Origin of the sequence: Bradyrhizobium sp. Cp5.3 (assembly GCF_000426265.1) — a bacterium.
GTDB classification, from domain to species: Bacteria; Pseudomonadota; Alphaproteobacteria; order Rhizobiales; family Xanthobacteraceae; genus Bradyrhizobium; species Bradyrhizobium neotropicale.
In genome coordinates this window covers 1-23,646 of sequence record NZ_AUFA01000054.1, presented here as the reverse complement: position 1 = coordinate 23,646, position 23,646 = coordinate 1, and the positions used below count along the sequence as shown (strand labels likewise).

At 57.6% G+C, this 23,646-nt stretch carries 15 protein-coding genes and 2 pseudogenes; 8 read left to right on the top strand and 9 right to left on the bottom strand.

Features of this window, described 5'->3' with window-relative positions; all coding sequences use genetic code 11:
• Positions 1-90: 90 nt before the first annotated feature.
• On the bottom strand, positions 91-711 hold the full coding sequence (locus K289_RS0136600; RefSeq protein WP_051311197.1) for a response regulator transcription factor: 621 nt from the start codon (positions 709-711) through the stop codon (positions 91-93).
• Between the two features lie 1,226 nt (positions 712-1,937).
• Here K289_RS0136600 and K289_RS0136590 point away from each other — a divergent pair.
• Positions 1,938-3,053, top strand: coding sequence for a Fic family protein (locus K289_RS0136590; protein WP_027555960.1), 1,116 nt, complete (start codon positions 1,938-1,940; stop codon positions 3,051-3,053).
• Between the two features lie 28 nt (positions 3,054-3,081).
• Positions 3,082-3,627, top strand: coding sequence for a hypothetical protein (locus K289_RS0136585; protein WP_156918377.1), 546 nt, complete (start codon positions 3,082-3,084; stop codon positions 3,625-3,627).
• A gap of 487 nt (positions 3,628-4,114) precedes the next feature.
• On the opposite strand, the gene K289_RS53220 is transcribed toward K289_RS0136585, so the two are convergent.
• Positions 4,115-4,264, bottom strand: a complete 150-nt coding sequence (locus tag K289_RS53220; RefSeq protein WP_156918380.1) for a hypothetical protein — start codon at positions 4,262-4,264, stop codon at positions 4,115-4,117.
• Positions 4,265-5,326: 1,062 nt separating this feature from the next.
• Between K289_RS53220 and K289_RS0136570 the strand changes: the two genes are divergently transcribed.
• The 3 genes and pseudogenes from K289_RS0136570 to K289_RS53210 form a co-directional block, all read left to right on the top strand.
• Positions 5,327-6,286: a LysR family transcriptional regulator gene (locus K289_RS0136570; protein WP_027555958.1), complete on the top strand. Its 960-nt coding sequence runs from the start codon at positions 5,327-5,329 to the stop codon at positions 6,284-6,286.
• A gap of 120 nt (positions 6,287-6,406) precedes the next feature.
• Complete coding sequence (locus K289_RS53215) at positions 6,407-6,742, top strand: transposase (RefSeq protein WP_371260897.1); 336 nt, start codon at positions 6,407-6,409, stop codon at positions 6,740-6,742.
• Positions 6,708-7,136: pseudogene (locus K289_RS53210) on the top strand (IS5 family transposase); the annotation flags it as partial. The gene K289_RS53215 and the pseudogene K289_RS53210, both read left to right, overlap by 35 nt.
• On the opposite strand, the gene K289_RS48025 reads toward K289_RS53210, so the two are convergent.
• Both K289_RS48025 and K289_RS0136555 read right to left on the bottom strand, forming a co-directional pair.
• Positions 7,133-8,353 (bottom strand): methyl-accepting chemotaxis protein, encoded by a 1,221-nt coding sequence (locus K289_RS48025; protein WP_198024842.1) that lies wholly within the window; start codon positions 8,351-8,353, stop codon positions 7,133-7,135. The pseudogene K289_RS53210 and the gene K289_RS48025 overlap by 4 nt on opposite strands.
• Positions 8,354-9,425: 1,072 nt before the next feature.
• Positions 9,426-10,202, bottom strand: a complete 777-nt coding sequence (locus K289_RS0136555; protein ID WP_027555956.1) for a DUF4239 domain-containing protein — start codon at positions 10,200-10,202, stop codon at positions 9,426-9,428.
• Positions 10,203-11,164: 962 nt separating this feature from the next.
• Between K289_RS0136555 and K289_RS46470 the strand changes: the two genes are divergently transcribed.
• Complete coding sequence (locus tag K289_RS46470; RefSeq protein ID WP_051311205.1) at positions 11,165-16,744, top strand: trifunctional serine/threonine-protein kinase/ATP-binding protein/sensor histidine kinase; 5,580 nt, start codon at positions 11,165-11,167, stop codon at positions 16,742-16,744.
• Between the two features lie 880 nt (positions 16,745-17,624).
• Positions 17,625-18,839, top strand: a complete 1,215-nt coding sequence (aepY, locus tag K289_RS0136540) for a phosphonopyruvate decarboxylase (protein WP_027555954.1) — start codon at positions 17,625-17,627, stop codon at positions 18,837-18,839.
• A 37-nt stretch (positions 18,840-18,876) separates the two neighbouring features.
• On the opposite strand, the gene K289_RS0136535 is transcribed toward aepY, so the two are convergent.
• Positions 18,877-19,311, bottom strand: coding sequence for a VirK family protein (locus tag K289_RS0136535; RefSeq protein ID WP_027555953.1), 435 nt, complete (start codon positions 19,309-19,311; stop codon positions 18,877-18,879).
• Between the two features lie 439 nt (positions 19,312-19,750).
• Here K289_RS0136535 and K289_RS46465 point away from each other — a divergent pair, with 439 nt between their 5' ends.
• The gene (locus K289_RS46465; protein ID WP_051311193.1) at positions 19,751-20,107 is read left to right on the top strand and encodes an integration host factor subunit beta; all 357 of its coding nucleotides are present in this window, start codon (positions 19,751-19,753) and stop codon (positions 20,105-20,107) included.
• 171 nt (positions 20,108-20,278) lie between these two features.
• Here K289_RS46465 and K289_RS49490 read toward each other — a convergent pair whose 3' ends face one another.
• The 4 genes and pseudogenes from K289_RS49490 to K289_RS46460 form a co-directional block, all read right to left on the bottom strand.
• Positions 20,279-20,803 (bottom strand): hypothetical protein, encoded by a 525-nt coding sequence (locus K289_RS49490; RefSeq protein WP_245284100.1) that lies wholly within the window; start codon positions 20,801-20,803, stop codon positions 20,279-20,281.
• 762 nt (positions 20,804-21,565) lie between these two features.
• A complete protein-coding gene (gene phnC, locus K289_RS0136525; protein WP_027555952.1) occupies positions 21,566-22,369 on the bottom strand; it encodes a phosphonate ABC transporter ATP-binding protein in 804 nt (267 codons plus the stop codon).
• Positions 22,370-22,639: 270 nt separating this feature from the next.
• Positions 22,640-22,786: pseudogene (locus K289_RS52590) on the bottom strand (alpha-D-ribose 1-methylphosphonate 5-triphosphate diphosphatase); the annotation flags it as partial.
• 7 nt (positions 22,787-22,793) lie between these two features.
• Positions 22,794-23,646: IS5 family transposase (locus K289_RS46460; RefSeq protein ID WP_035687202.1), on the bottom strand; the 853-nt coding region annotated here is incomplete at its 5' end.

Here is a 23,646-nt window from a genome sequence, read left to right as displayed (position 1 = left end):
TGATGATCGCTTGTAATCAGAAAAATCCTTTGCCGCGGTGCGGCCGCCCAGTGAAAAAGTGGGGGCGCGGCGCAGGATTGAAAGGCATACTTAGGTTTGTACGCCTGCTTTTGGACGCGAGATTCCGAGCATTTCACTCATCCTTATGAGATCGGCCAGTGACTTCGCGCCCATTTTGCGCATGATCTGGCCACGATAGATCTTGACGGTAATCTCGGCCAAGCCGAGTTCGCCTGCCACTTGCTTGTTCAACAGGCCCGACGTAACCAGGGCCAGGATGTCGCGCTCGCGAGTCGTCAGACTTTCGAATCGGGATCGCACGTCGGAGACTGTTTTCTCAAGTTCGCGCCGCTTTCGGTCCCGCTCGATCGCGGTCTGGACCGCGTCGAGCAGATCCTGGTCGCGCATGGGCTTGGTCAGGAAGTCGACCGCACCGCCCTTCATGGCCCTGACAGTCATGGGGACATCCGCGTGACCGGTGATGAAGATGATGGGCGTGTGGATGTTGGCCTTACCAAGATCCGACTGGAGCTCGAGCCCGCTCAATCCCGGCAGGCGGATGTCCAGCACGAGGCAGCTCGGCACTTCGGGCGGGGCCGCTTGCAGGATCTCCGCCGCAGAGCCGAAGGCCTCGACAACAAGGCCCACCGATTCAAAAAGATTTGTGAGAGCCTGGCGCATCGAAGGATCGTCGTCGACGATGAAGACCATTGCTTCATCGCGACCGGCGGCCGGCTGGGACCCTTGCAAGCCCTCGCTCACGATGCATCCTCTTGAGACAAGCGCAAGGTAGTCTGAAATGTCACGCCGCATCCCCCAATTCGAGCGCGCTCGAAGCGGCGCGGTGCCGCCAAGAACAACTTGTGCGATTTAATTCCTAAATTTCACGGTATGGTCCGATTACATCGCAAAAACTGGACAATTTTGCAATGTTAGGTGCGATTCGCCTCAATCCCAAGGTCGATGCCATCCGGGCTGGGCCTCTCGTTGACGATCGCCGCCTCGCTGGCCCTGCGCTAAGCTCCGCGAAGCCGTCATCGGCCAGAAGACCCAATGTGCCAAGAGAATCGTAGCCACTCGTAAACTGCCCCGCTTCTGGCTGTGCTCTCGAAGTGGACGGTCGATTGAAAGCGGAATTTGCGACTAAGAACGGGGCTTGTGTCGGAGGAGGAACTGAAGAAGCGATTTCCGACGCTTTGTTGGTTCGAGGCGCGCAATTCTGCGCGCGCGCATACGGAGATGATATGCCCCTCTGACGTTGCGCGCAGTGCGCATCGGCCCTGAAATCCGAAACGTGAAGCTGGGCTATCATTAACGACAAGAGCACCGCCGGCAAGGGTGTTGCAGATATCGTTGCGTCGCGTCTTCATGATGCGGGCGTACAGGAGATCATGCGCCAGAGTTGTTTGGCAAGGGAAAAGGATTATAGGTCCCTTGTGCCAAGGATAAAGAAGGCATCCAGATTGCCTATATCGGCGGCTACTCCGCGGAAATTGGCTTGATTGTACGCCCAGCCATAGAAGCGCGAGCAAGTCTAACGGTCATGGCCAACGCCCCGTTGATGACCAGCGAATTTACGGCGATTGCAAGCACCGCCGCAAACGGAACGTTGTTCACGTTCATGCGAGACCCCACCAAAAATCCGGAAGCAGGACGCCGCTCTCGTGGGGCCGCCACCGATACTCGATACCAAGTTCAGGCAGCTTGGTAGGCAAACCGCTTCTCGCGTTAATTGAGACGGCGGAGGCCCGAAAGCCGGCGGCGAAGTTCGTTTTCAAGCTCAATCATGGCTGCGCCAAGATCTGCGTCAGGATAGTGACTTGTGCCGACGTGATGGGCCGCATTGCGGCGATTAGGCACTTTTCGCCGCATCGGATGCGTAGAATACTATCGCTTTTGCGCCAATAGGGCTATATTCTCCGCAAATAATGCGGAGAATGAGCTATATCCACGAACTGAGGGATTGGCCCCATTTTAGATGGGATACGGCGAAGATCGCGCAAAAACTGGCGGCTGTCCGCAACCGGCAGGGGCGCCTTACCGGCCGCATGGAAGAACTGGGCTTCAAACTAAAGACCGAAGCCAATCTCGAAGCGCTTACCGAGGAAGTGACGAAGTCGAGCGAGATCGAGGGTGAAGTTCTCAGCCGCGACCAGGTTCGTTCGTCACTCGCACGCCGCTTGGGCGTCGATATCGGCACTCTTACGCCAGCTGAGCGCAATGTCGAAGGCATCGTCGAAATGACACTCGACGCAACAGGCAAGTACAGCACCCCCCTCACCTCCGAACGTCTGTTTGGCTGGCATGCTGCCCTGTTTCCTACCGGTCGCAGCGGCATGACCAAAATCGCAGTGGGAGCCTGGCGCACCGAAGAATCCGGACCTATGCAGGTCGTGTCCGACGCGATCGGGCGCGATCGCGTTCATTACGAAGCACCCAAAGCGGCCCTGCTGCCCGATGAAATGAAAGCCTTCATCGACTGGTTCAACGGCACCCAGGATATCGATCCAGTGCTGAAGGCGGCCATTGCCCATTTGAGGTTTGTAACCATCCATCCTTTTGAGGATGGCAACGGCCGCATTGCGCGCGCGATTGCCGATATGGCGCTAGCGCATTCCGAAAACAGCCCACAACGTTTCTATAGCATGTCAGCTCAAATCAGGCAGGAGCGCAACGCCTACTACGAGATCTTAGAAGCGACGCAGAAGGGCGATCTTGAAATTACTGATTGGCTCACTTGGTTTCTGGATTGCCTCGACCGCGCCTTTGACAGCGCCGATACCATCCTTTCGTTTGTCCTCAGGAAAGCGCGCTTCTGGAAAAAGCACTTGGATCAGAACTTGAACGAGCGCCAGAGAGCAATGATCGAACGTCTATTCGAGGGCTTTCAAGGCAAGCTTAACTCATCGAAGTGGGCGAAGCTCACGAAGACCTCGCAGGATACAGCACTGCGCGATATCGACGACCTTGTTGATAAAGGTATTCTGGCAAAAGACGCGGCCGGCGGTCGCAGCACGAGCTATTCGTTGGTCGAGGCCGTAGCAGAACACTAAGGCGGCAGTGGCTGACGTGAGCTACGACTTGACCCAGCTCGGCTGGAACGCCTTCCAAGACCCTGCCTGCGCCGTCACAGCCGAAGTCTTAAAGCGGCCTGTCCAGATGTTTCTCGGATCGAACGATGGCGGCCGCGACGGCGCTTTCCTGGGAACGTGGAACGGCGATAGCGGTGAAACCGCGAAATCGACCATCCAGTGCATTGGCAAGCCTGGGGCGAACCTCACTCTTGCAGCGCTTCAAGATGAACTGCCGAAGGCCGCCACGCTCGCTAAGCAGGGCCTCGCCGAAGACTATGTGATTATGACCAATGGTGGCGTTTCCGGCGAGGCCGACGCGCAGATCTGCAGGGCCTTTGAAGCGGCTGGCGTAAAGACTTGCCGAGTTCTCGGTGGTTCGTGGATCGTCCAGCAACTCGCCGAAAATGCTAAGCTGCGAATGCTGATCCCGAGGGTGTATGGGATTGGTGACTTGTCGCACATCATTACGGGCCACGGCTACAAGCAAGCGAAAGAAATCCTGGACTCGATGGGTTCGGCTAAGTTGTTGGCCGTCTGGCTCTCAACTGGCTAATGAAAAGAACCTTCCTAAGAGTCTCAGCACTATCCTCTCCGGCGGCAATTTCGCGCGCTGGCGGGCGCGTCACAACACAACAGATCCCCATACCAGAACGACGCACGTGGCGATCATGACGATGACATCGAACAGACAATCGAGGGCAACGGGGCACCTAAACCAAGTATATCGGGCGATGCCGTTTGTGCCTCACCACTCATCCTTTCTCTCCGCGCCTTCACCTCTTCCTCCATTCGAGTGAAGGCTGATCCACATACACTCACTGCACCGTCACCTGCAGAACCTCCTGCGCATCCTCATCAGTGCAGTTCGCGCGTTCAACTTCTTAAGTAGAGAATCGAGCTGCAATGAATAAAGCCGTCGAGTCGCTCAACGTGCCTTTTTGCAACGCTTGCTTGACAGCCCGAAAGCCGAAGGAGCGGCAGACGTCTGCAGTACCGGCTGCAGCACGTATATTGCTCCAGGATACATGATGCCGCATCCCTCAACATTCGGACGCACCGCTTATAATCAGATCCAGCCGCCAACATACATCGACTTCGCCAACGTTGATGAAGCGGCCGCCCGCGTGCCCTGCTACGCCGCGATCATTGTGGCAAATTAGGCGAAGCTCTGATCTCGCGCCCGGGCTCAGCCTCGATTGCCTTCAAAGAGCTTGGCATTGAATTCGCAACTCAGATAGTTGCTGTAACTCATTTTCTCAGCACGTCCTCCACGTTAGTTGAGGGCGCATGAATGGATCTCCTTCTTCTTGCTGCATTCCTTAGGTACGCATCAGGCGATCAAGGAGGAGCACGATTGTGTTCGCTCGATACAGTCGTAGGAAAATCGCCGATACCGGCCTATTGCATAGAGGGCGCTCTGTGCCGCGTCTTCGAAGGGCAGTCCCTTCCCGATATGTTCAATTTTCTTTTTCGCCGCATCCAACAGTTACTGTCCCTGCATTTAGCGGTCGAAAAGCAAAGTGCTCTGCTACAGCACCACGTGCATGCTCTCTCTGGGATGTACGGCCTCGTCCAGCCCGGCTAAGTGCCCAGCCTTGGCGACGACTCGGCTCAACTAGGACGGCAGCAGACGACAGGCTTGCCCAGTCACGTCGCACTACGCACGCGCTATCGGAATGTATGGAAACACTATACGATGGTTTATTCGTTGGTTCTCGCGACAGTATTGTCGCGGCACTTAGTTGCCACGGCAAGCGCTGATGCTGTACTACTTCTCTCGCAGAGGTTGGTTCTGCGAGGACGCCGCAACGTCGGCGCACTCGCCGCAGCAAACATTGGCTTGCACACCGAATTTACAGATAACGTTGTCAGCGAGCGGGATAGGACGATGTCGGTCGCTGCGGCCGCATATGCTCCGCCCGACCTTCGAAAGGGGCCTTGATGCGTGCGACCAGTTTGGTGACGCGGAATCATCTTCCGAAGCAGGGCACAACGCCTAGTCGTATTTGCGCTGAGAGACCGTTCGCGGGGACCTTCAACGCGATGCCCTTCGAGTATGACACGATGATAAAGCTCGAGCGATTCCGCGCGCCCGCGGACGACACCACCCTGCCGTGCGACTGCAGCGCCACGCTTTGTTTTCTCCGAAACCTGCCCGTTGCTCAAAGGCTGGGGTTTTCCTAACCGGCGCGGCGCGAACTGGTAAAATCGCCTCTTTGGATGAGATAAATCTACACTGCGGATAGATGACGATGCGCTTCCGGGGCTTGGACCTAAATCTGCTTGTCGCGCTCGATGCTCTGATGACCGAGCGCAATCTCACGGCGGCAGCACGCAGGATCAACTTAAGCCAGCCGGCCATGAGCGCGGCTGTTGCGCGCCTACGCTCGTATTTCAAAGATGACCTTTTTACAATGCGCGGCCGCGAACTTATTCCGACACCGCGCGCGGAAACCCTCGCGGGTCCAACCCGCGAAGCTCTGGCTCACATCCAAGTCTCCATTACTTCCCGAGAAACCTTTAAGCCAAGTCAATCTGATCGACGCTTTAGGATCAGCCTTTCCGATTTCGCTACGATCGTTTTGATCCGGAATGTGGTGGAGCGTGTCGCGCGAGATGCTCCCGGGATCCGATTCGAGTTGACGCCTCACGCGGACCCGTTCGATCACCCTCTCCAACGCGGCGAAATCGATTTTCTTATCGTGCCCGACTTATACATGTCGGACGTGCATCCAAAAGTGGCGCTCTTTGACGAGACACTCGTGTGCGTGGGCTGCCGCTCGAACAAGCAGCTATCGCGGCCGCTTACATTCGAGCGATACATGTCTATGGGACACGTTGCGGTCAGGTTGGGGCGCTCTCGCGTGCCCTCCGTAGACGAATGGTTTATGCAAGAACACGGCGTCAGGAGACGTGTGGAAGTCGTCGTGCAGAGCTTTAGCATGATGCCTCACATGCTAGTTGGCACCAACCGAATAGCGACCATGCCCTTAACGCTGGTGAAGCATTTCGCAAAGTCGATGCCTTTGCGGATCACGAGGCTTCCGTTACCACTTCCCGGTTTTACCGAGGCGGTTCAATGGCCATCAGTTCACAATACCGACCCAGCAAACATCTGGATGCGCCAGGTCTTGGTGGAGGAAGCCGCTCGCCTGGCTTCGCCGCGCGACGCCGCCTCCAACACTCCAGAGCAAGCCGAGATTCGCTCTTAGCGCACCGAGAAATGCGGCCTGTGATCGCTTCATACTACCAAACGGCCTCGCAGAGCATTTTATGTTCATGCACGGGTTGCGGGGTACGTTAGCCGTCGGGTCTACTCGACTGTTTTGATCATGTTGTCGCGCCACCGATTGACTACGAAGCGCGGTGTCGCGCGAGTACGCGATCGGAGGGTCCTCAACGGCATTTTCGATGTGCTTCGGATAGGCTCACCCCGGCGAGACCTCCCGGAACGAGACGGCCCCTACACGACGGTCTATAATCGGCTTAATCGCTGGGTCAAGGCAGATATTTGGCGGCGGATTTTCGATGCCTTAGCAACCCGCTCGCCGCATTCAATGGCGTTGATCGACAGTTCGATAATCTGGGTTCCACCAGCACGCTGCAGGGGCGTAAGAAGGGGACGAAGATCACGCCATCGGCCGTTCTCGTGGAGGACTGAGCAGTAAGATCAACGCCGCTATCGATGAGAAAGGATTACCGGTTCGGCTGGTGCCAACCCCCGGTCCGGCTCACGATCTGCGTGTTGCGCCGTTTTTGCTGGAAGGGGTCAAATGCCGCGATGTCGTGGCCGACCCGGCCTACGACGCCGACGCTGTCCTGAACATGATCCTGGCCAGCGCCGCTAAGGCTCATGTCCCCTCCACCAGTCAGCGCGTCGTCCAATGCTCCGTCAGCCGCCGTATCTACCGCCAGCGCAAGCTAGTCGAGCGCTTCTTCTGCAAGCTCAAGCATTCCACGCGCATCGCACCCTGCTTCGACAAGCTCGCACGCAACTTCCTCGCTGCGGTCGCACTCGCATCAACCCGCCTCTGGATCAGGGGTTATGAGCCCACGCCCTAAGCTCTTATTTTTGTCAAGAAGTCGCTGACCTGCCCCTGCAATGAAGCGATATTGTCGCTCAAATGCGTCATCTTCCCAACAGCATGACCCGCCGATGAGCCAGAAGCGCGCGATGCATCATTTAGTTGGTCAATATCTCGGGACGTTTCGCGCATATCAGCACTGATGTTGGTAATACTTCTTGAGATGTCGTTCGTCACAATCGATTGCTCTTCTATCGCCGCCGATATGCTGCTCGAGATCTCCTGCACCTTATCGACTATGTCAGCGATGTCACCCATCGCCGCAGTCGCCAGTTCCGTCTTTTGTTGGATAGCGAGAATTTGAGTATCAACCTCGCTAGTCGCTTTTGCTGCCTGTGCAGCGAGATTCTTCACTTCCCCCGCCACCACTGCAAAGCCTCGACCCGCTTCGCCAGCTCGTGCTGCCTCGATGGTGGCGTTGAGCGCCAGCAAATTGGTCTGCGACGCTATGCCCTCGATCATTTGGACGACGCTGCTGATCTTCGTCACCGACGCAACCAACTCACTTAATGTTGTTTCAGCGTGCACGGTCTTGTCGCGCGCAGATTGCGAAATGTTCGCTGCCGTCGACACTTGTCGGCTGATTTCGGTAATCGAGGCTGAGAATTCCTGGGCAGCCGAAGACACGGCAGTGGAGTTTTCTTCGGTCTTTTTCACCATTTCTCTCATGGCTTTAGTGCGATGACAGACATCGTCCGTCGAAGCTGTAATTTCTGATGCAACCGCTTTCATGTCCTGCATTGAACTCGCCACAACGTCGACGACCCGCGACACGTCGCTATCAAATCTCCTTGCAAGACTTCGCCTTTCTTCGCGCATACGAACCAGATCGGCTATGTCCTGCCAAACACACACGACTATAGGACGGCCTCTGAATTTCGAAACGACAAGACTAATCCTGACCGGAATGGCGGTCTGATCTTTGCGCCGGAGCCACCATTCGATCGCGACGTGGCCTGACCTCATCACGACCTCATTGGTCTCTTCAAACATCTGCGCAACAGTCTTGCCGTTCGGTTGAGGATCCAGGGAAAGCGAAGCGATATCCAATCCTCTCAGTTCTTCTGCGTTGGACAGCCCGAGAATGTGAGCTGCAGCGTCGTTGCCGAGCACACATCGGTCGGCATCATAAATTGTAATACCATCTTTGATCGACTCGAAAGCTTTGATCGCCATCGCTTCGTCCAAGGTCACTGCTGCCGCCTCCTGTCTCGTGGACATCACGAAGGAAAGGACCAACATCAAGCCGCCGAGAAGGAGTCCGCCCCAGAAGTGAAGTGACAGCGCATCTGCATTAGCCGCAACTGTTGCCGCTGGGACCGACAATGCCAGAGCGAGATTTGATATCCGATTGTGCCACATAATTCCGACCGCCGCTTAAATCCAACAGAAGTGGTCGTATCGAATTTCAATTAAGATTTTCTCTTGCGCACCGCCGATCCGGCGGCCTATTGCACACTATACCAGTGTATAGTTGAGTATACCCGCGTATATCTGCACTTGCTCGAGGAAAGCTCGGCGCGCAGTCTGAAAGCTCGGCAACAACGTGCGGGCGCGATCTAGGCAGGCCGCTTCTGCGTATTCTGCAATCGTGGCAGCTTAAAGCGGAGCCGACCGATTATTCTCCAGCCGCATCAGGAGACTTCATTCATCCAATGCCGTGCCTGTCAGCAGACCTACACGAGAATAACATTAGCTCTGGCGTCATATCGAAGATAAGCGCTCGATGCAGAATGAAGCGTTCGTCAGCCGGAAGGACGGGTACGCCGCGCTGCTCGGAACGCCGTCGTGAGGGCCGCTGCGACGCTCAACGGCCTTCCAGAACGCAATGCAGATCAGGCCAGACAAGCGACCGCGTAAGGCCCGCGCTCATCCAGACGAGCCAGCTGCCTGCCCTCACGACAAGCTACCAATTACATCAGGAACTGTTCCAACACACGACATCTCTCGAAGATCGAGACGCGTCGCTCATTAGCCCTGTTGTCCATTGTTCGATTTGGTCGCGCAGACTTCACCCGCCGCACCCTGAACACGTCGTCAAACGACGTGGACATGACAAATATTACTCGACCGTCTCCACTGTATTGGCGCTCGCCGGCCAGGTCGTCTCCAAAGACCCGCGTGAGGTCTCACGGGATGATGTGGGTGAGCGGCGAGGCGCCAGCTTCTCGTCCTCGCTCAAGCGCAGGGGCGAGCGGTTACGCAAATCTCCCGGCTGCGACAACGCGGGAATGGTTTGTGTTAACCGCAATAAGCTGATGCATCCTCATTCCGCTGCGATTTTGGCGACCTCCGCCAGAGGTCCTGGCTCTACTCGGATATCACCTGAAAAAGGACGCTCTTGCAGACCAATGAGTCCCAGCGCCATCACGACCGCGATTGAGAACACGCTTAGCGCCGCAATTTGCGCACCGGCCTTACTCAAGTGTACCAACCCGATCGATATCTGTGTCACCACGCCAAGGATTAGGACGAGAACCCATTTGGCATCGATCGTGCGGTCGGAGGCCAACGCGAGCCGTTCGGAGCGCGCGCTGCCCGCTCCGACTGCGGCATTTAGCAAGGCCGTCTGCACTGCCCCGCCCGCTGCTTGAGCGATCCGTGGATCGCTCACTTCTCGCAGCAGGGCGTCATACGCGGACACAACCGAATGGGCCTCATGGTCCCGCGCCATCGCCGGCCATTCGTCGTCCACGAGGGCGGCGACGTATTTCGCAAGCACTGAGCGGAGGCTGCCCATGTCCGAGACGGACGCGTTACTAACAGCGTAGATGTTACGCAGCTCCGCCGCTTCTGTTTGCACCGCGCGGACCGCTTGACGGTTGCGCTCGGTTATATCATTGGCCAGAAATCCAGTCAGGAACGCGAACAACACTCCGACCGTGCCGAAAAACGGAGCGACCACGCCTTCTACGCGGCGCACCAGCACAATCGTTGCAGGGCTGAAACTCGCTATCACAATGAGAGCGCCAGTCGTTGTGTAAAGGGTAATGAGAACCGCGAACAATTCAAATATCGGAAAGTCCAGCCAAGCTTTGATCATCGGGTTAGCCGATCCTCTGTTGCAAGGCGGAGAATCTGATTAGAACTTATGAGCATTGGGGGCCCAATAATGTATTGCTCGTGAAAGCACAACCCTGGGGCCGCGACGAAATGGTTCACGACTGGGTTCGTCCGCTTAAGAATCATAATTCTCTCAGAATCCTTTTCAAGGCTTTTGCACGCGCCAACTCTGGGCACGGCAGATTAGCTCGCTGCGGCACCTAGTCCGTATGATGCCGCCAGCCTACGTGAGGTCTTATGTTCCGCAAACGAGACGGATGCCGCGCCCAAGATACATCGCGATACGTGACACACACGGCGGAAGTGAGCAACGGTGTGCAGGCTGTCAGCTCGGTTCTAGCAAATCTTGAGTTCGACCCCCGCGCTGAACTGGTGCACATCATCCATGTCAGAAGTCCTAGAGACGGCTAAGCTCCTGCACCAAAGCGCCGCCTTGAAGAGCGATTTTCCGCTTTCGGCCGCATCACGACATTTGCTGCGGTCCTACAAACGGGTCGGCATCAGAGAGTACGCACCCCAGTTCGGCGCATACATTGGCGGAGTGCCATTTTTCGGTTCTGCGTTATTTTTTGCTGCCGACGGAAACTGATCGTGAGGTCGGGCCGGTATTGAAACGGAATCAGCGGGCCTTCGTCATGCTTTCTCGACACGGACCCATCGGCCTCACAGCGGAAAGGGTTATTCAATCCCGCACGTGCAAGGCATGCTGCCGTTGAGACGGGAAACGTTGCCGGAGCAATCTTTGCGATCAAATATTGGCAGGATACAGGGCGCACCGGCCGGTGGCTCCCGGACGCAGCTTCCTCCATTATAGGATCGGGTGGCCGGGACCGGCTCCTATCCCGCAACTAAGCGAAATTCCCAAACTCTGCGCACGAGCGGAAAATTGTCATGTGGCGCCCGATGTGGCAGATTCATGTCCAAACCTCACCGGACGTTCGAATGTCGCAGGATCCCCTCAGCCCACCTCAGTTTGGCCTAGATGGGCAAGACGACTCGGAGGTCCTATGGGAGGATGGCGATTGCGTCTTCCGCCGCGGCTGGCGTCGGCAGGATGGCCGGCACGCAGTGCTGATCGTACGGCCCGCCGCCGCCCATCCTGGGCGCGCCACGCTGGACCGTCTTGCCCATGAGTATGAATTAAGGAATGAGCTCGACGGGCATTGGGCCGTGCGTCCCTTGGAGCTACTCCGCGAAGCTGGCCGAACTACCTTGGTTCTGGAGGATCCACTCGGCGAGCCACTGATTAAGTTGCTAGGCGCACCTTTGGAGCTGAACTGGTTTTTGCGTCTAGCCGTGGGCATCACTGCAAGCTTGGGCAAGCTCCATCGAGTTGGCTTAGTGCACAAGGACGTGAAGCCCGCTCATATTCTGGTGAATTGCCGCGACGGACAGGTGCGCTTTACCGGCTTTGGTCTTGCTTCGCGTTATCCGCGCGAGCGGCAGCCGAGTGAGCCGCCCGAGTTCATCGCCGGCACATTGCCCTACATGGCGCCCGAACAGACCGGACGGATGAATCGATCGATCGATTCCCGCAGTGATCTCTACTCGCTCGGCGTCACTTTCTACGAAATGCTCACAGGCGCCCTGCCGTTCGCCGCGTCAGATCCTATGGAGTGGATCCACTGTCATATCGCGAGAAAGCCGCCAGCACCACTAGAGAAACTCCAAAGCATCCCGGAGCCGGTCTCCCAGATCGTCATGAAACTACTCGCCAAGACTGCCGAGGACCGTTACCAAACGACCGCCGGTGTTGAGCACGATCTGCGGCGCTGTCTCGTCGAATGGTCCAGCGACGGACGTATCAGGCCATTTCAGCTGGGCTTGCAGGACACCCCGGATCGTTTGCTGATCCCAGAGAAGCTTTACGGGAGAGCTTCCGAGAGCGCGGCTTTGCTTGCCTCTTTCGACCGCGTTGTGAAGAGCGGCGCGCCTAGATTAGTGCTTGTCGCCGGTTATTCCGGCATCGGAAAGTCGTCCGTTGTTCAGGAATTGCATAAAGCGCTGGTGCCGTCGCGCGGGTTCTTCGCGTCAGGAAAGTTTGATCAATTCAAGCGTGACATCCCCTATTCGACGATAGTCCTGGCATTTCAGGGTGTCGTCCGCCCCCTTCTCGGCAAGAGTGACGCTGAGCTCGCGACGTGGCGCAACGCGCTCCTGGAGGCGCTCGGCCCCAACGGGCGGCTCATCGTCGACCTGATTCCTGATCTAAGGCTGATCATCGGGGAACAGCCCGCCGTTCCCGAGCTTCCGCCCCGACAAGCACAAACTCGTTTTCAACTGGTGTTCCGCCGATTTATCGGTGTCTTCGCCCATCGGCACCATCCGTTGGTGCTCTTCCTTGACGACTTGCAGTGGTTTGATGCCGCAACGCTTGACCTGTTGGAGCATGTTCTGATCGGGGCCGATCTGCATCTGCTGCTCATCGGTGCCTACCGGAGCAATGAGGTTGATGCGGGCCATCCGCTGCAGCGCAAGCTCGATAGGATCAAGAGCTCCGGCGAGAACGTCGAGGAGATCACGCTGCCGCCACTCACCTCTGAGTATGTTGGGCAGTTGATCGCGGATGCGTTTCGCTGCGAGCCAAAGCTCGCAGAACCGCTCGCACAGTTGGTCCACCAGAAGACTGCTGGCAATCCATTTTTCGTCATTCAGTTCCTTTCTGCACTCGCCGAAGGGGAACTGTTGACGTTCGATCACAACGCGGCGCGCTGGACGTGGGATCTTGAGCGCATTCACGCCAAGGGCTACACCGATAATGTGGTGGACCTGATGGTGGGGAAGCTCACTCGGCTGCCGATCGAAACGCAGAATGCGCTGCGGCAGCTCGCCTGTTTCGGCAACATAGCCGAGGCCTCGGAGCTTTCGATTGTTCTCGGCATTTCTCAGGCACGGGTACAGGCGGCATTCTGGCCGGCGATCCGTCAGGATATGATCGAGCGGCATGGAAGCTCCTACAGCTTCGTCCACGATCGCGTCCAGGAGGCAGCCTACTCGTCGGTCCCAGAGGCGTCGCGCGCTCCCGCCCATCTTCGGATCGGCCGGATGCTCCTGGCCCATATGCCGCCAGAAAGCTGTCAAGAGGCTATCTTCAATATCGTCAATCATTTTGATCGAGGCCTGGCCTTAATAATCTCCGGTGAGGAGCGAGAGAAGCTCGCCAAGTTCAACTTGATCGCCGGTCAGCGTGCCAAAGCGTCCGGAGCCTACGCATCAGCGCTCACATACCTGATCGCTGGCATCGCGCTTCTCGCCAAAGACTCCTGGCAGAGCCAGCACGAACTTGCCTTCGCGCTGGAGTTGAATCGGGCCGAATGCGAATTCCTCATCGGTGAGCTAGATGTCGCGGAAGAACGGCTGTCGGCGCTTTCCATGCGCTCTATAAATGCGGTCGAGCAAGCGAATGTAGCATGTTTGAAGGTGGATCTGTACTTAACGCTTGGCCGCAACGAGCGCGCAGTGGCGATAGGTCTCGAGTATCTCCGTAGCGTCGGCATCGAGTGGTCGTCACGTCCAACGCAGGAGCAGGCGCAATCAGAATATCAGCGGATGCGGTCAAAGCTCGCTGATGGCGAGATTGAAAAGATCGCAGAGTTGCCTTCAATGACAGATGAGACATGCCTTGGCACTCTAGCTGTCTTGACGCGGATCCTGCCTCCCGCCGTATTTACAGACACCGATCTGTCGACATTGGTCATATGCCGAGCAGTGAATCTCAGCCTCGATAACGGCAATTCTGACGCTTCGTGCGCGCACTATGCTTGGCTCGGCAGAGTCTTAGGGGGGCGCTTCGGCGACTATCAAGGGGCTTATCGTTTTGGTCAGCTCGCCTGCGATCTGGTCGATCACCGCGGGTTGGCCCGCTTTCGCGCTCCAGTCTACTTGGCGTTCGGGTCTACCGTGATGCCATGGATCAAACACGTCCGGGCGGGTCGCCACTTGATCTCGCGGGCGTTCCAGGCAGCCATCGAAGTTGGCGATCTCATCTATGAGGCCTACAGCCTGGCTCACCTGACCGCAAACATGTTAAGCGCCGGCGATCCTCTCAAACACGTACAAAGCGAAATAGAGAAGAACCTCACTACCATTCGAAGGATGAAGTTTCGCTTCGCAGCTGACATTATAACTCTGCAGCTCGGACTCGTTCGGACCATGCGCGGCTTGACGCGCACATTCGGCTCTTTCGACGATCAGGAATTTGAGGAGCTGGCCTTCGAGCGCTCGTTCGAGCATAGCCCCGCGCTACCCGCCCTCGAGGCTATCTACTGGACCCGCAAGCTCCAGGCGCGTTTTCTCGCCGGTGACTATCTTGCTGCTATCAATGCCAGGCTGAAGGCAGAACCCCGACTATGGACCATACCGACAGAAGGCACGACGGCAGATTTTCATTTCTACGGCGCGCTGTCTCACTCTTGTCAATCCGGCAGCTCAGAGATGAGAGTAGAACAGCAGCACCGACACATCATACTCGCCCATTACGAACGGCTGCAGGCCTGGGCAGCAAATTGCCCCCAGAATTTTGAACACCGAGCTGCCCTGGTCGCAGCGGAAATGGCGAAGCTCGACAACCGTGACGCAGATGCAATGCGCCTCTACGAACACTCCATCCGAACCGCGGCAGCGAATGGGTTTCCCCACCATGAGGCAATCGCCTGCGAACTTGCGGGGCGATTCTACGCTGCGCGCGGGTTTGACAGGATCGCGCACACTTACCTGAGAGATGCCCGGCACGCCTACCTGCGTTGGGGAGCGGATGGTAAAGTGCGCCAGCTCGACGATTTGTATCCGTTTTTGAATGAGGAAGATGGAGCTCGAGCCCTGTCCGGCACGAACATCGGGGCGCCGGTTGAGCATCTCGACCTGGCGACGGTAATCAAAGTGTCGCAGGCGATTTCTGGTGAGATCGTCTTGCAAAGATTGATCGATACGCTGATGCGAACCGCCATCGAGCAAGCCGGCGCCGAACGAGGCCTGCTGATTCTGCTGCGCGGGAATGAGCCGCGGATCGAGGCAGAGGCCACTGCGACAAGCCAAGTAGTCCTTGTGAAGACGCTCGAGCAACCCGTGACCGGGGCAGATCTCCCAGAGTCAGTGCTCCATTATGTAATGCGCACCGGCGAAAATGTCATTCTTGACGATGCCGCTGACCACTCTTCATTTGCCGATGACCCCTATATCCGCGAACACGAGTCCCGTTCCGTTCTGTGCCTGCCCTTGCTCACTCAGGCCAAGCTCATCGGCATGCTCTACCTCGAGAACAACTTGGCCCCCAATATCTTCGCGCTGGCCCGGAGTTCGGTGCTAAAGCTGATCGCCTCGCAAGCGGCAATAGCGCTGGAAAACAGTCGTTTGTACCGTGAAGTTCAAGAACGTGAAGCGAAGATCCGGCGCCTGGTCGAAGCTAACATCATCGGGATCTTCATCTTCCGCGGGGAGGGCGACATCATCGAGGCAAATCATGCCTTCCTCAAGATGGTCGGATACGACCGAGAGGATCTAGTCGCCGGCCGGGTGCGCTGGACCGACTTAACGCCGACGGAATGGAATGAGCGTACCGCGCGCGCCCGGACAGAAATGCAGGCGACCGGAATTATCCAGGCCTTTGAGAAGGAGTACGTCCGCAAGGATGGCACCCGCGTGCCGGTGCTGATCGGGGCGGCTGCCTTCGACGAGCGACAGGACCAAGGGGTCACTTTCGTCATTGATTTGACCGAACGCAAGCGAGCGGAAGCCGGAGCCCGCGAAAGCGAGCGGCGCTATCGCGAGACCCTTATCGAACTTGCACACGCCAATCGCGTCGCCACAATGGGCCAATTGACGGCGTCGATTGCGCATGAGGTCAACCAGCCGATCGCCGCAATCGTCAGCAACGCGGGGGCTGGCCTAAACTGGCTCGACGTTCAGCCGCCGAATCTAGAGCGGGTCCGACAAACGTTCGGCTGGATTATGAAAGACGGTGTGCGGGCCGGAGAGGTCATCGGTCGGATTCGCGCGCTAATCAGGAACGCGCCACCACAGAAGTCGCCCTTGGCTATCAACGAAGTAGTGCTTGAAGTCATAGCGCTCACTCGCTCGGAAGTGACCAACAATAGTGTCACGGTGGAAACACAGCTTGCAGGAGCCTTGCCGCTCATTCAAGCCGATCGGGTTCAACTCCAACAAGTGATCCTCAATTTGATCATCAATGCCGTCGAGGCGATGAGCGGAGCAAATGAGGGAGTGCGGAAACTGCTGATCAGTACTGCTAGATCTGGCTCGAACAGCATACTGGTCAGCTTGCGAGACTCCGGCCCAGGATTGGATCGGAGCAGCATACAGCGCCTGTTCGAGGCCTTCTACACCACCAAAGCCCAGGGCATGGGCATGGGGCTTGCCATCTGCCGTTCAATCATCGAGGCCCATGGGGGACGGATGTGGGCGGACGCGCAAGAGACTCGGGGCGCAGTTTTTCAGTTCACTCTGCCCGGAGAACCACACGATACCGACGCCGTTGGAAGTGCGGACGACTTAACGGCGTCATAAGATTTTTGTCGAGGTCGGAGAGAGCGTCTCAGCAACGGCTGAAAAATCCCATTGCGATCGTCGTCCGTTAAGAAGCCGGATCGAACTGGGAAAATAGACGGAACTTGTAGAGATCATTGTCCCGCGCGATCTTGCTATGGCGATAGGCCTGAACAGCTCAGTCGTGGGTGTGCTGCTTCTTGTCATCTGTCTGCTGCGCATGCCGACATTAAGCAGCGCGGTTTCAACGCCAGTGTATCAAGCCACCCAATTCACGAGACACCGTCTAGGCGATCGCCTAGCCGTCGCAGCTTGGCGCGGGCGAACCACAGACACATAGACTGTACTGTCGGCCGGCCCGCCCGACCGCGAAAAAGGTATTAATGTGAGAGAGTTGTGAAGCTCAACGTCGACCTGTCGCGAGATGCGAATAGGCCGCGATCTGTCAACTACCAACGCTGACAATTGATCCACATGACAGAAGCATGTCACTGATCTCCTAGTGGACGTGGTTTTTCCAGCTGTCGACATGCGCCCGCAGCGCAGTGGAGCTGGCCAATAGCCGTGAAAGATGCGCCGCGCGACCGAAACCCGGTGGGCGCTCGGGTTCTGCCGGGAGTTACAGCCATCTGCGCTCAGACAATTGAAGGAAACAACTTGGCGCGGGCGAGCCTACGGCACGGTCGGGCTCGGCTATGCACACGGCCGCGACAGACGTCGCGCCGAACTCGGGCCGCTGATCGATGCGCTTCCGCGACCAGGCGATGGCCGCGATCAACCAGAGCGCCGGCGGCTTGCCCGCACAGATTGGGACGGCGTCCATCAGAAATCCCTGGCTGGCTTCGATAGAACGTAAGTTATGTCTGCGAAGCCGCAGATCTGTCCGCGGCTGGAGGTCGTCATGCTTAGCGCAGCAAATTTCGTGAACGCCGCTCTGCTGTCAGGCTTTGACTTTTTCACGGGTGTTCCCTGCTCTTTACTAACACCCTTGGTCAATGAGACGTGCAGCCGGCGCGACCTGTCATATGTCGTTGCGACGAGTGAGGGAGAGGCAGTCGCCATAGCCGCAGGTGCGTACCTCGCGGGAAAAAAGACGGTCGTCATGTCCCAGAATTCCGGCTTGGGAAATATGATCAATCCACTAACCTCTCTGAATTTTCCGTTTCGGATCCCGACGCTCTTGATTGTCACTTGGCGGGGCCGGCCAGGTGAGCCTGATGAGCCCCAGCACGAACTGATGGGACGAATTACGGCATCCATGCTCGCTCTTCTTGAGATTCCGATGAGCGTTCTGCCCAGTGACGAGAATGTGGCCGAAACTTTTAGGGCGATCATTTCGCCGGCGATTGCATCCGGGTCATCTTACGCGCTGATTACGAAAAAGGGCGATTTCGCAGAAACCTGCGCGTCGGACAGACAATTTGCTCCGAAGCCTGCCGGAGCTATTGAACGTTGGTGCGAGAGCAGCGAACGGCCAACACGGGTATCAGTCCTCGAGCACTTATTGGGATCGGTGGCTGACGTTACAGCTATCATCGCAACCACAGGGAAAACCGGGCGGGAACTTTACACACTGCAGGATCGAGACCAGCACCTCTACATGGTCGGCGCAATGGGATCGGCCAGCGCGGTCGGATTAGGGGTTGCCATGAATTCTCAAAAACCTGTCATCGTCGTTGACGGTGACGGCGCGGCTCTGATGCGCATGGGTACCTTCGCTACAATCGGTGCGCGCGGTCCCGAGAATTTCCTTCATATTCTCCTTGACAATGGCGTTCATGATTCCACTGGAGGACAGCAAACTGTTTCCAGCCAAGTAGATTGGGCTTCGATTGCAGCGGCCAATGGCTACCGCCACACCATCTCAATCGCGAGGATAGAAGACTTTGCGCGAGCACTTGACGCTCTTCAGTCGAGGCCTGGTCCGAACTGCCTTCATGTGCGCACTCTCCCCGGCTCCATCGAAAATCTCGGACGGCAGAAAGTGGCGCCTCACGAGGTAGCGGAACGCTTCTCAAGCTTCCTACGCGGACGGCAGGAACTTGGCCGCAGCAGATTACCGGACGATGTAACCTCCATGAGGGCGCGGCGGCCATTTCCCCCTAGAACGGCATAGAGGATGGCCGCAGCAACCGGCGCAGTGCATTTTCCGATTACCAGACGAACTTCGCGCCGTCCGGCAGCTCGCAGACGAATTCGCCCTGGTTCACGGGCTCAGCCGCCCCGGCGGTCAGCTTGGAGGCCCGCACTGTGAGCTTGCCCTCGCGGCTGAGGTTGTGGCGAATGTATTCCGTCACCGCATGCCCGGAGCTGTCCACGGTCTGATGCGCATCCGCGAAGCTGATACCGTTTTGAGCAGTCACCCTGAAGGCATTGATAGCCACTCCGCCCTGCACGGCAGGGCCGGGCTTGCTGCCATCAATGGTGGCACAGCGGCTGAGATCCAGTAGGACCCTCACATTTTTGCCAGCTTGCAGAGCGCCGAGCACCTCGGCGTATTTCGGCGAGGGCTCATCCGCCCTGACGATCGTACTCACGGCCGAAACCAAGTAGAGCACGATCGACAGACGTCTGCCACTGAAGCGCATTTGCTTTTCTCCTGTACATGAACCAACGGACGCGCAAGCGCCACCGTGCCTGATGCCCTGTTCGCAAGCAGCTTTTTCCCGATTGCAGACATCACGTACGTCACATTCGGAACAACACGTGTCGCAACTGCGCGCAAGTGGCTGCGAAGCCCAATCTAACGTCACAAATGCGTATGTAAGATTTTGGATTTTCGCACGCCGCGCGCATCACTCAACGCGGTGGCCCTGTCGTCAATCACGACGCGACCGTTTGACATGCCGATCACGATATCCACGCGCCAATTCGAGCGAAGGTAAGTAGCACCAAGGTCGCGCAACAGGCGCCACTGTCGTGCTCGCGCGATAACTAGGACGCGTGGTGCGCGTCGGTTGCACCACTTGACATGCGTGGGGCATTTCGAGAAATGATCGCGTAAGTAATCTATGGACGCAACTGTCGATGATTAAATCTGAGCTCGTGGGACGTATCGCCGGAAGAAATCCGCATCTCTATCAGCGAGATGTCGAAAACATCGTGAGCGCAATTCTCGCAGAGGTCACAGCTGCGCTCGAGCGTGGAGATCGGGTTGAGCTTCGTGGTTTCGGGGTCTTTTCCATCAAGCAGAGGCAGCCTCGTCTCGGTAGAAATCCGCGAACGGGCCAGTTCGTACAAGTCGACAAAAAGCGCTTTCCGCTTTTCAGAGCGAGCAAGGAAATGCGGAAGCGCCTGAACCGTGATGCGAGGCAGGAGACCAGAGCTTCCGTGGAGATAAGCCAAACCACAGACACTGCTTACAATCAAGGCCAACACAGCTGAACCATGTTCCTCTGAATCCGCACACCGGTCACCGCTCTCCCCTGACTGCCACGGACGCAGACGCGTTGAGCGTCGATGCCGCTCGCGAGGTCTCAATCGGCGCGATGGTCCCAGGGAGCCCCCGCGCGTCTCATTATCTGGCCTTGCTCGTGAGTTTGGCGTCGGTTCGATTCACCTCAATGATGAAGGCCAGCGTCTCGGTTTTGGCAGCTTTGAAGCCCCGGCTGTTCTATGCTGTGATTCGTCTGGTGCTTGAGGAGCCGATTGTGAATTTGAGTGGTCGATCGACTTGAGGCTGAAAGTTGTAGGTTGGTCTAGCCTACCGTGTCGTCCTCCATGACCATGAACGCTAGAGCGGGATAGTGCGCGCTGCTGCCGATATTCCAACCGCGATCGCCCCACAGGATTACCTTGCGCACGCGGGCTAGCGTTGGATTGCAACGGCAACTTCAGGCGTGGGCCAATCTCTGCAAAACCAGCCTTGAAGTATAATGCCAAGCCGGGGTTGCGGCTCCACATCGGCTGTCTTGGCGCCGCTAGTTCGAGTTGGCTCCAGCCCTTTTCCGTCCCTAGGCCCACGGCAGCCCCAATGAGACGCATCGCGACCCCAGATGATCGCTGGTCCGGCACCACGTAGAGTTCGGTGATGGTGGCATAGGTTCCGCGCGCGAAAAGGGCTGCGGTTTCCGACAACATGATGACGCCGACAGGCCGCTCCTCTGTGAAAGCCAGAAACCCATAGACACGCTCTTTCATGGCGAGGAGTTCGGCCACTAGCTGGGTGTCTGGTCCAGATTGTACTTGGCCGGCCCCAAGTTCGGCGAGTAGGGCCGCGACCATGTGGGTCACCGTTGGGGCATCATCGACGGACACTTCACGCGTGGTCACCATAAGTGGTCCTCCTCCAAACTCAAGCGACATAACACTCGGTCCGGCAGCAGCATCGGGGCGGAGCCTGCCGCAGCATCCGACCCAAAGCGAATATGCTGGAATGTTGAAGGTCGGATGACGTCTTGGTTCACACGGTTGCGAGGTGATAAAATCCTCGTGTTGCTGTGTTGCTCCAATCAGGCTGAAAACACCGCCGGAAACTCAAAAAAATTATCGTTTCGACAACATCGTCATAATACGGAGAGCTCATTTCTTCGATGAATATGCGTCGTGCGACACATCAGAGGGCGCTCTACTCATGCGAGGACATTGCAGGAGCGGAACTGGCCACTCTCGATCGGCCGGGGGAATCCCCTCAAACAATCTTAAGATGTGCGAGTCCAAGACAAGCTATTTTTGACCGCGCCGAGATAATCAGTCTTTTGTATTTTTCGAGAGGACGAGTTGAATTTTACGCACGGCGTAAAACGGCGCACATGCCCCACTTGACGATGAAATCATGCAAGTTGTCGTGCTGCAAAACAATTCAGCCAATTCTTCTCGAGTATGCTGTCTCGCCTTGCAAGGTCAAATCTGCCCCGATGCCTCAATAGCAGCTGGCGGCTTGACGGCCGGATCGGGACCGATGACCTCATCAGCATCCATCCCGTAAAGTTCGCGCGCGGCAGCATCGGTTAGTGCCACGGGAGTGCCATCAAACACGACCCGTCCGTTCGCCATGCCGACCAGCCGATCGCAATATCCACGCGCCAAATCGAGCGAATGTAGGTTGCACAACACGGTCAGGCCAAATTGTCGGTTGACCCGCGCCAACGCGTCCATGACGATTCCCGTATTGCGCGGGTCCAGGGAAGCCACTGGCTCATCAGCGAGGATGATTTCCGGGTCCTGCATCAAGGCGCGGCAGATTGCCACGCGTTGCTGCTGGCCGCCGGACAGCTGGTCGGCCCTCTGCGATGCCAGGGCGGATATATCGAATTGATCGAGTGCAGCGAACGCCAATGCGCGATCCTCGCTGGACCAGGTCTTGGTGACGGCGCGCCAAAAGGGCGTCTGCGTCAGTCGGCCCATCAGCACGTTATTGAGCACATCCAGCCGGCCGACGAGGTTGAACTGCTGGAAAACCATGGAGCAACGCCGACGCCAGTCGCGCAACTGGCTCCCCGACACCCCTGTCATATCTGCATCGCGCCAGATGACACGGCCAGAAGTCGGCTCAGCCAGGCGATTGATGGTACGAAGCAAAGTGGACTTACCCGCGCCGGAACGGCCGATAACACCGACAAACTGCCCCGCGGGAATAGACAAGCTCACATCCTGAACAGCACATGTCTTGCCAAATGTCGTGGTAAGGCCTTCTAATTTCAGCATAGTCGGCTCTCGGTAACTTCGCCTCGCACTGGCAGACACATGGGTGTGTCTAGGCGCCGCCCGGGCTTGTGAAATTCCTCCGGGCAGACCAAAATTCTCGCTTCAGCGGCAGAAGCCCCTCGCGTCGCTGGCCGGTGAGCGAAGACAATACTCGTCTCCCCGAGGAAGCCGGTTTGCGCGGACGATAGTAGAATGTCCTCGCCGGCCACTCGGACAGACCAGTCGCCCCTAGATCAATGGCGACCGCCGTTTGCGGCGCTCTGGCCGCGCTCATGCGACGCGTCGGCCTTCACGCCACACACTGCGCACGATCGGAACATTGCTCGCGGAATGAACCCGGATAAGGTCGGCACGTTTTCCTGCCGCGATCTCTCCGCGGTCGGAGAGCCCGATCGCTTCCGCCGGCGTCTTAGTCAGTCGTCCGTTAACAAGCCGGATTGAGCTGGGCCTGGCAAGCGAGCGTTCGCCATAGTAATCCCAGGAACAGGCGCAATAATTCCCTGAGCCAGGCGAGGATGCGGCGCAAGTTGTGGCCGACGGCTGAGAGGATGACGTTGGCGGCGTCGCCGGCGCGGCCTTTGAGGTAGCAGCGGCCGAGATGACCTTCCGCTTTCATGTGTCCGATGATGGGCTCGATGGCGGAACGACGGCGCAGCTCGCGCTTGATGACGCCGAAGACGCCGCGCTTCTGACCGGAGATGAAGACGCGGCGAGGATTTTGCGCGTCATGGCCGCGGTACCCCTTGTCGACATAGGCCCGCTCGATCGGACAGCCGGTGAGTGTCTCGGTGCGGTCGATGACGCCTCGCAAGGTGTGACCGTCGTAGGGGTTGTCGGGCATTGCGCTAGCGTGCAGCACGAACAGGCCTCCGGGGGCTCGGCGGTTGTTCGTGACGATGGAGGCCTTCACGCCGAATTCATAGGGCGCGGCGGCCTTGCCCTTGCCGATGCACTCCACCTCCGGGGCATGAAAGGAATAGAGCTTCCAGCCGCGCTGGCGCTGCTGCTGTGAGCGGATCTGGCTGGCTCGGCCAAGGGGGAGTGCGAACGCCTCTTCCAGTGCTGGCTGGTCCTCGATCTTGCGACGGATGTCGCGGATGATCCGGCCCAGCCGGCTGCGCAGGATACGCAACTGCCGCTGATGCCGTCCGAATTGTTTGGCATGAGCGTAGCGACCCGCCATCATCGCGGCTGCCTTGGCCACGCGAGAATAGGATTGCCGCAGCCTGACGCCGTGCTGTCTCGCCAGGCGGTTGAGCCCCCTGATGGCCGCATGC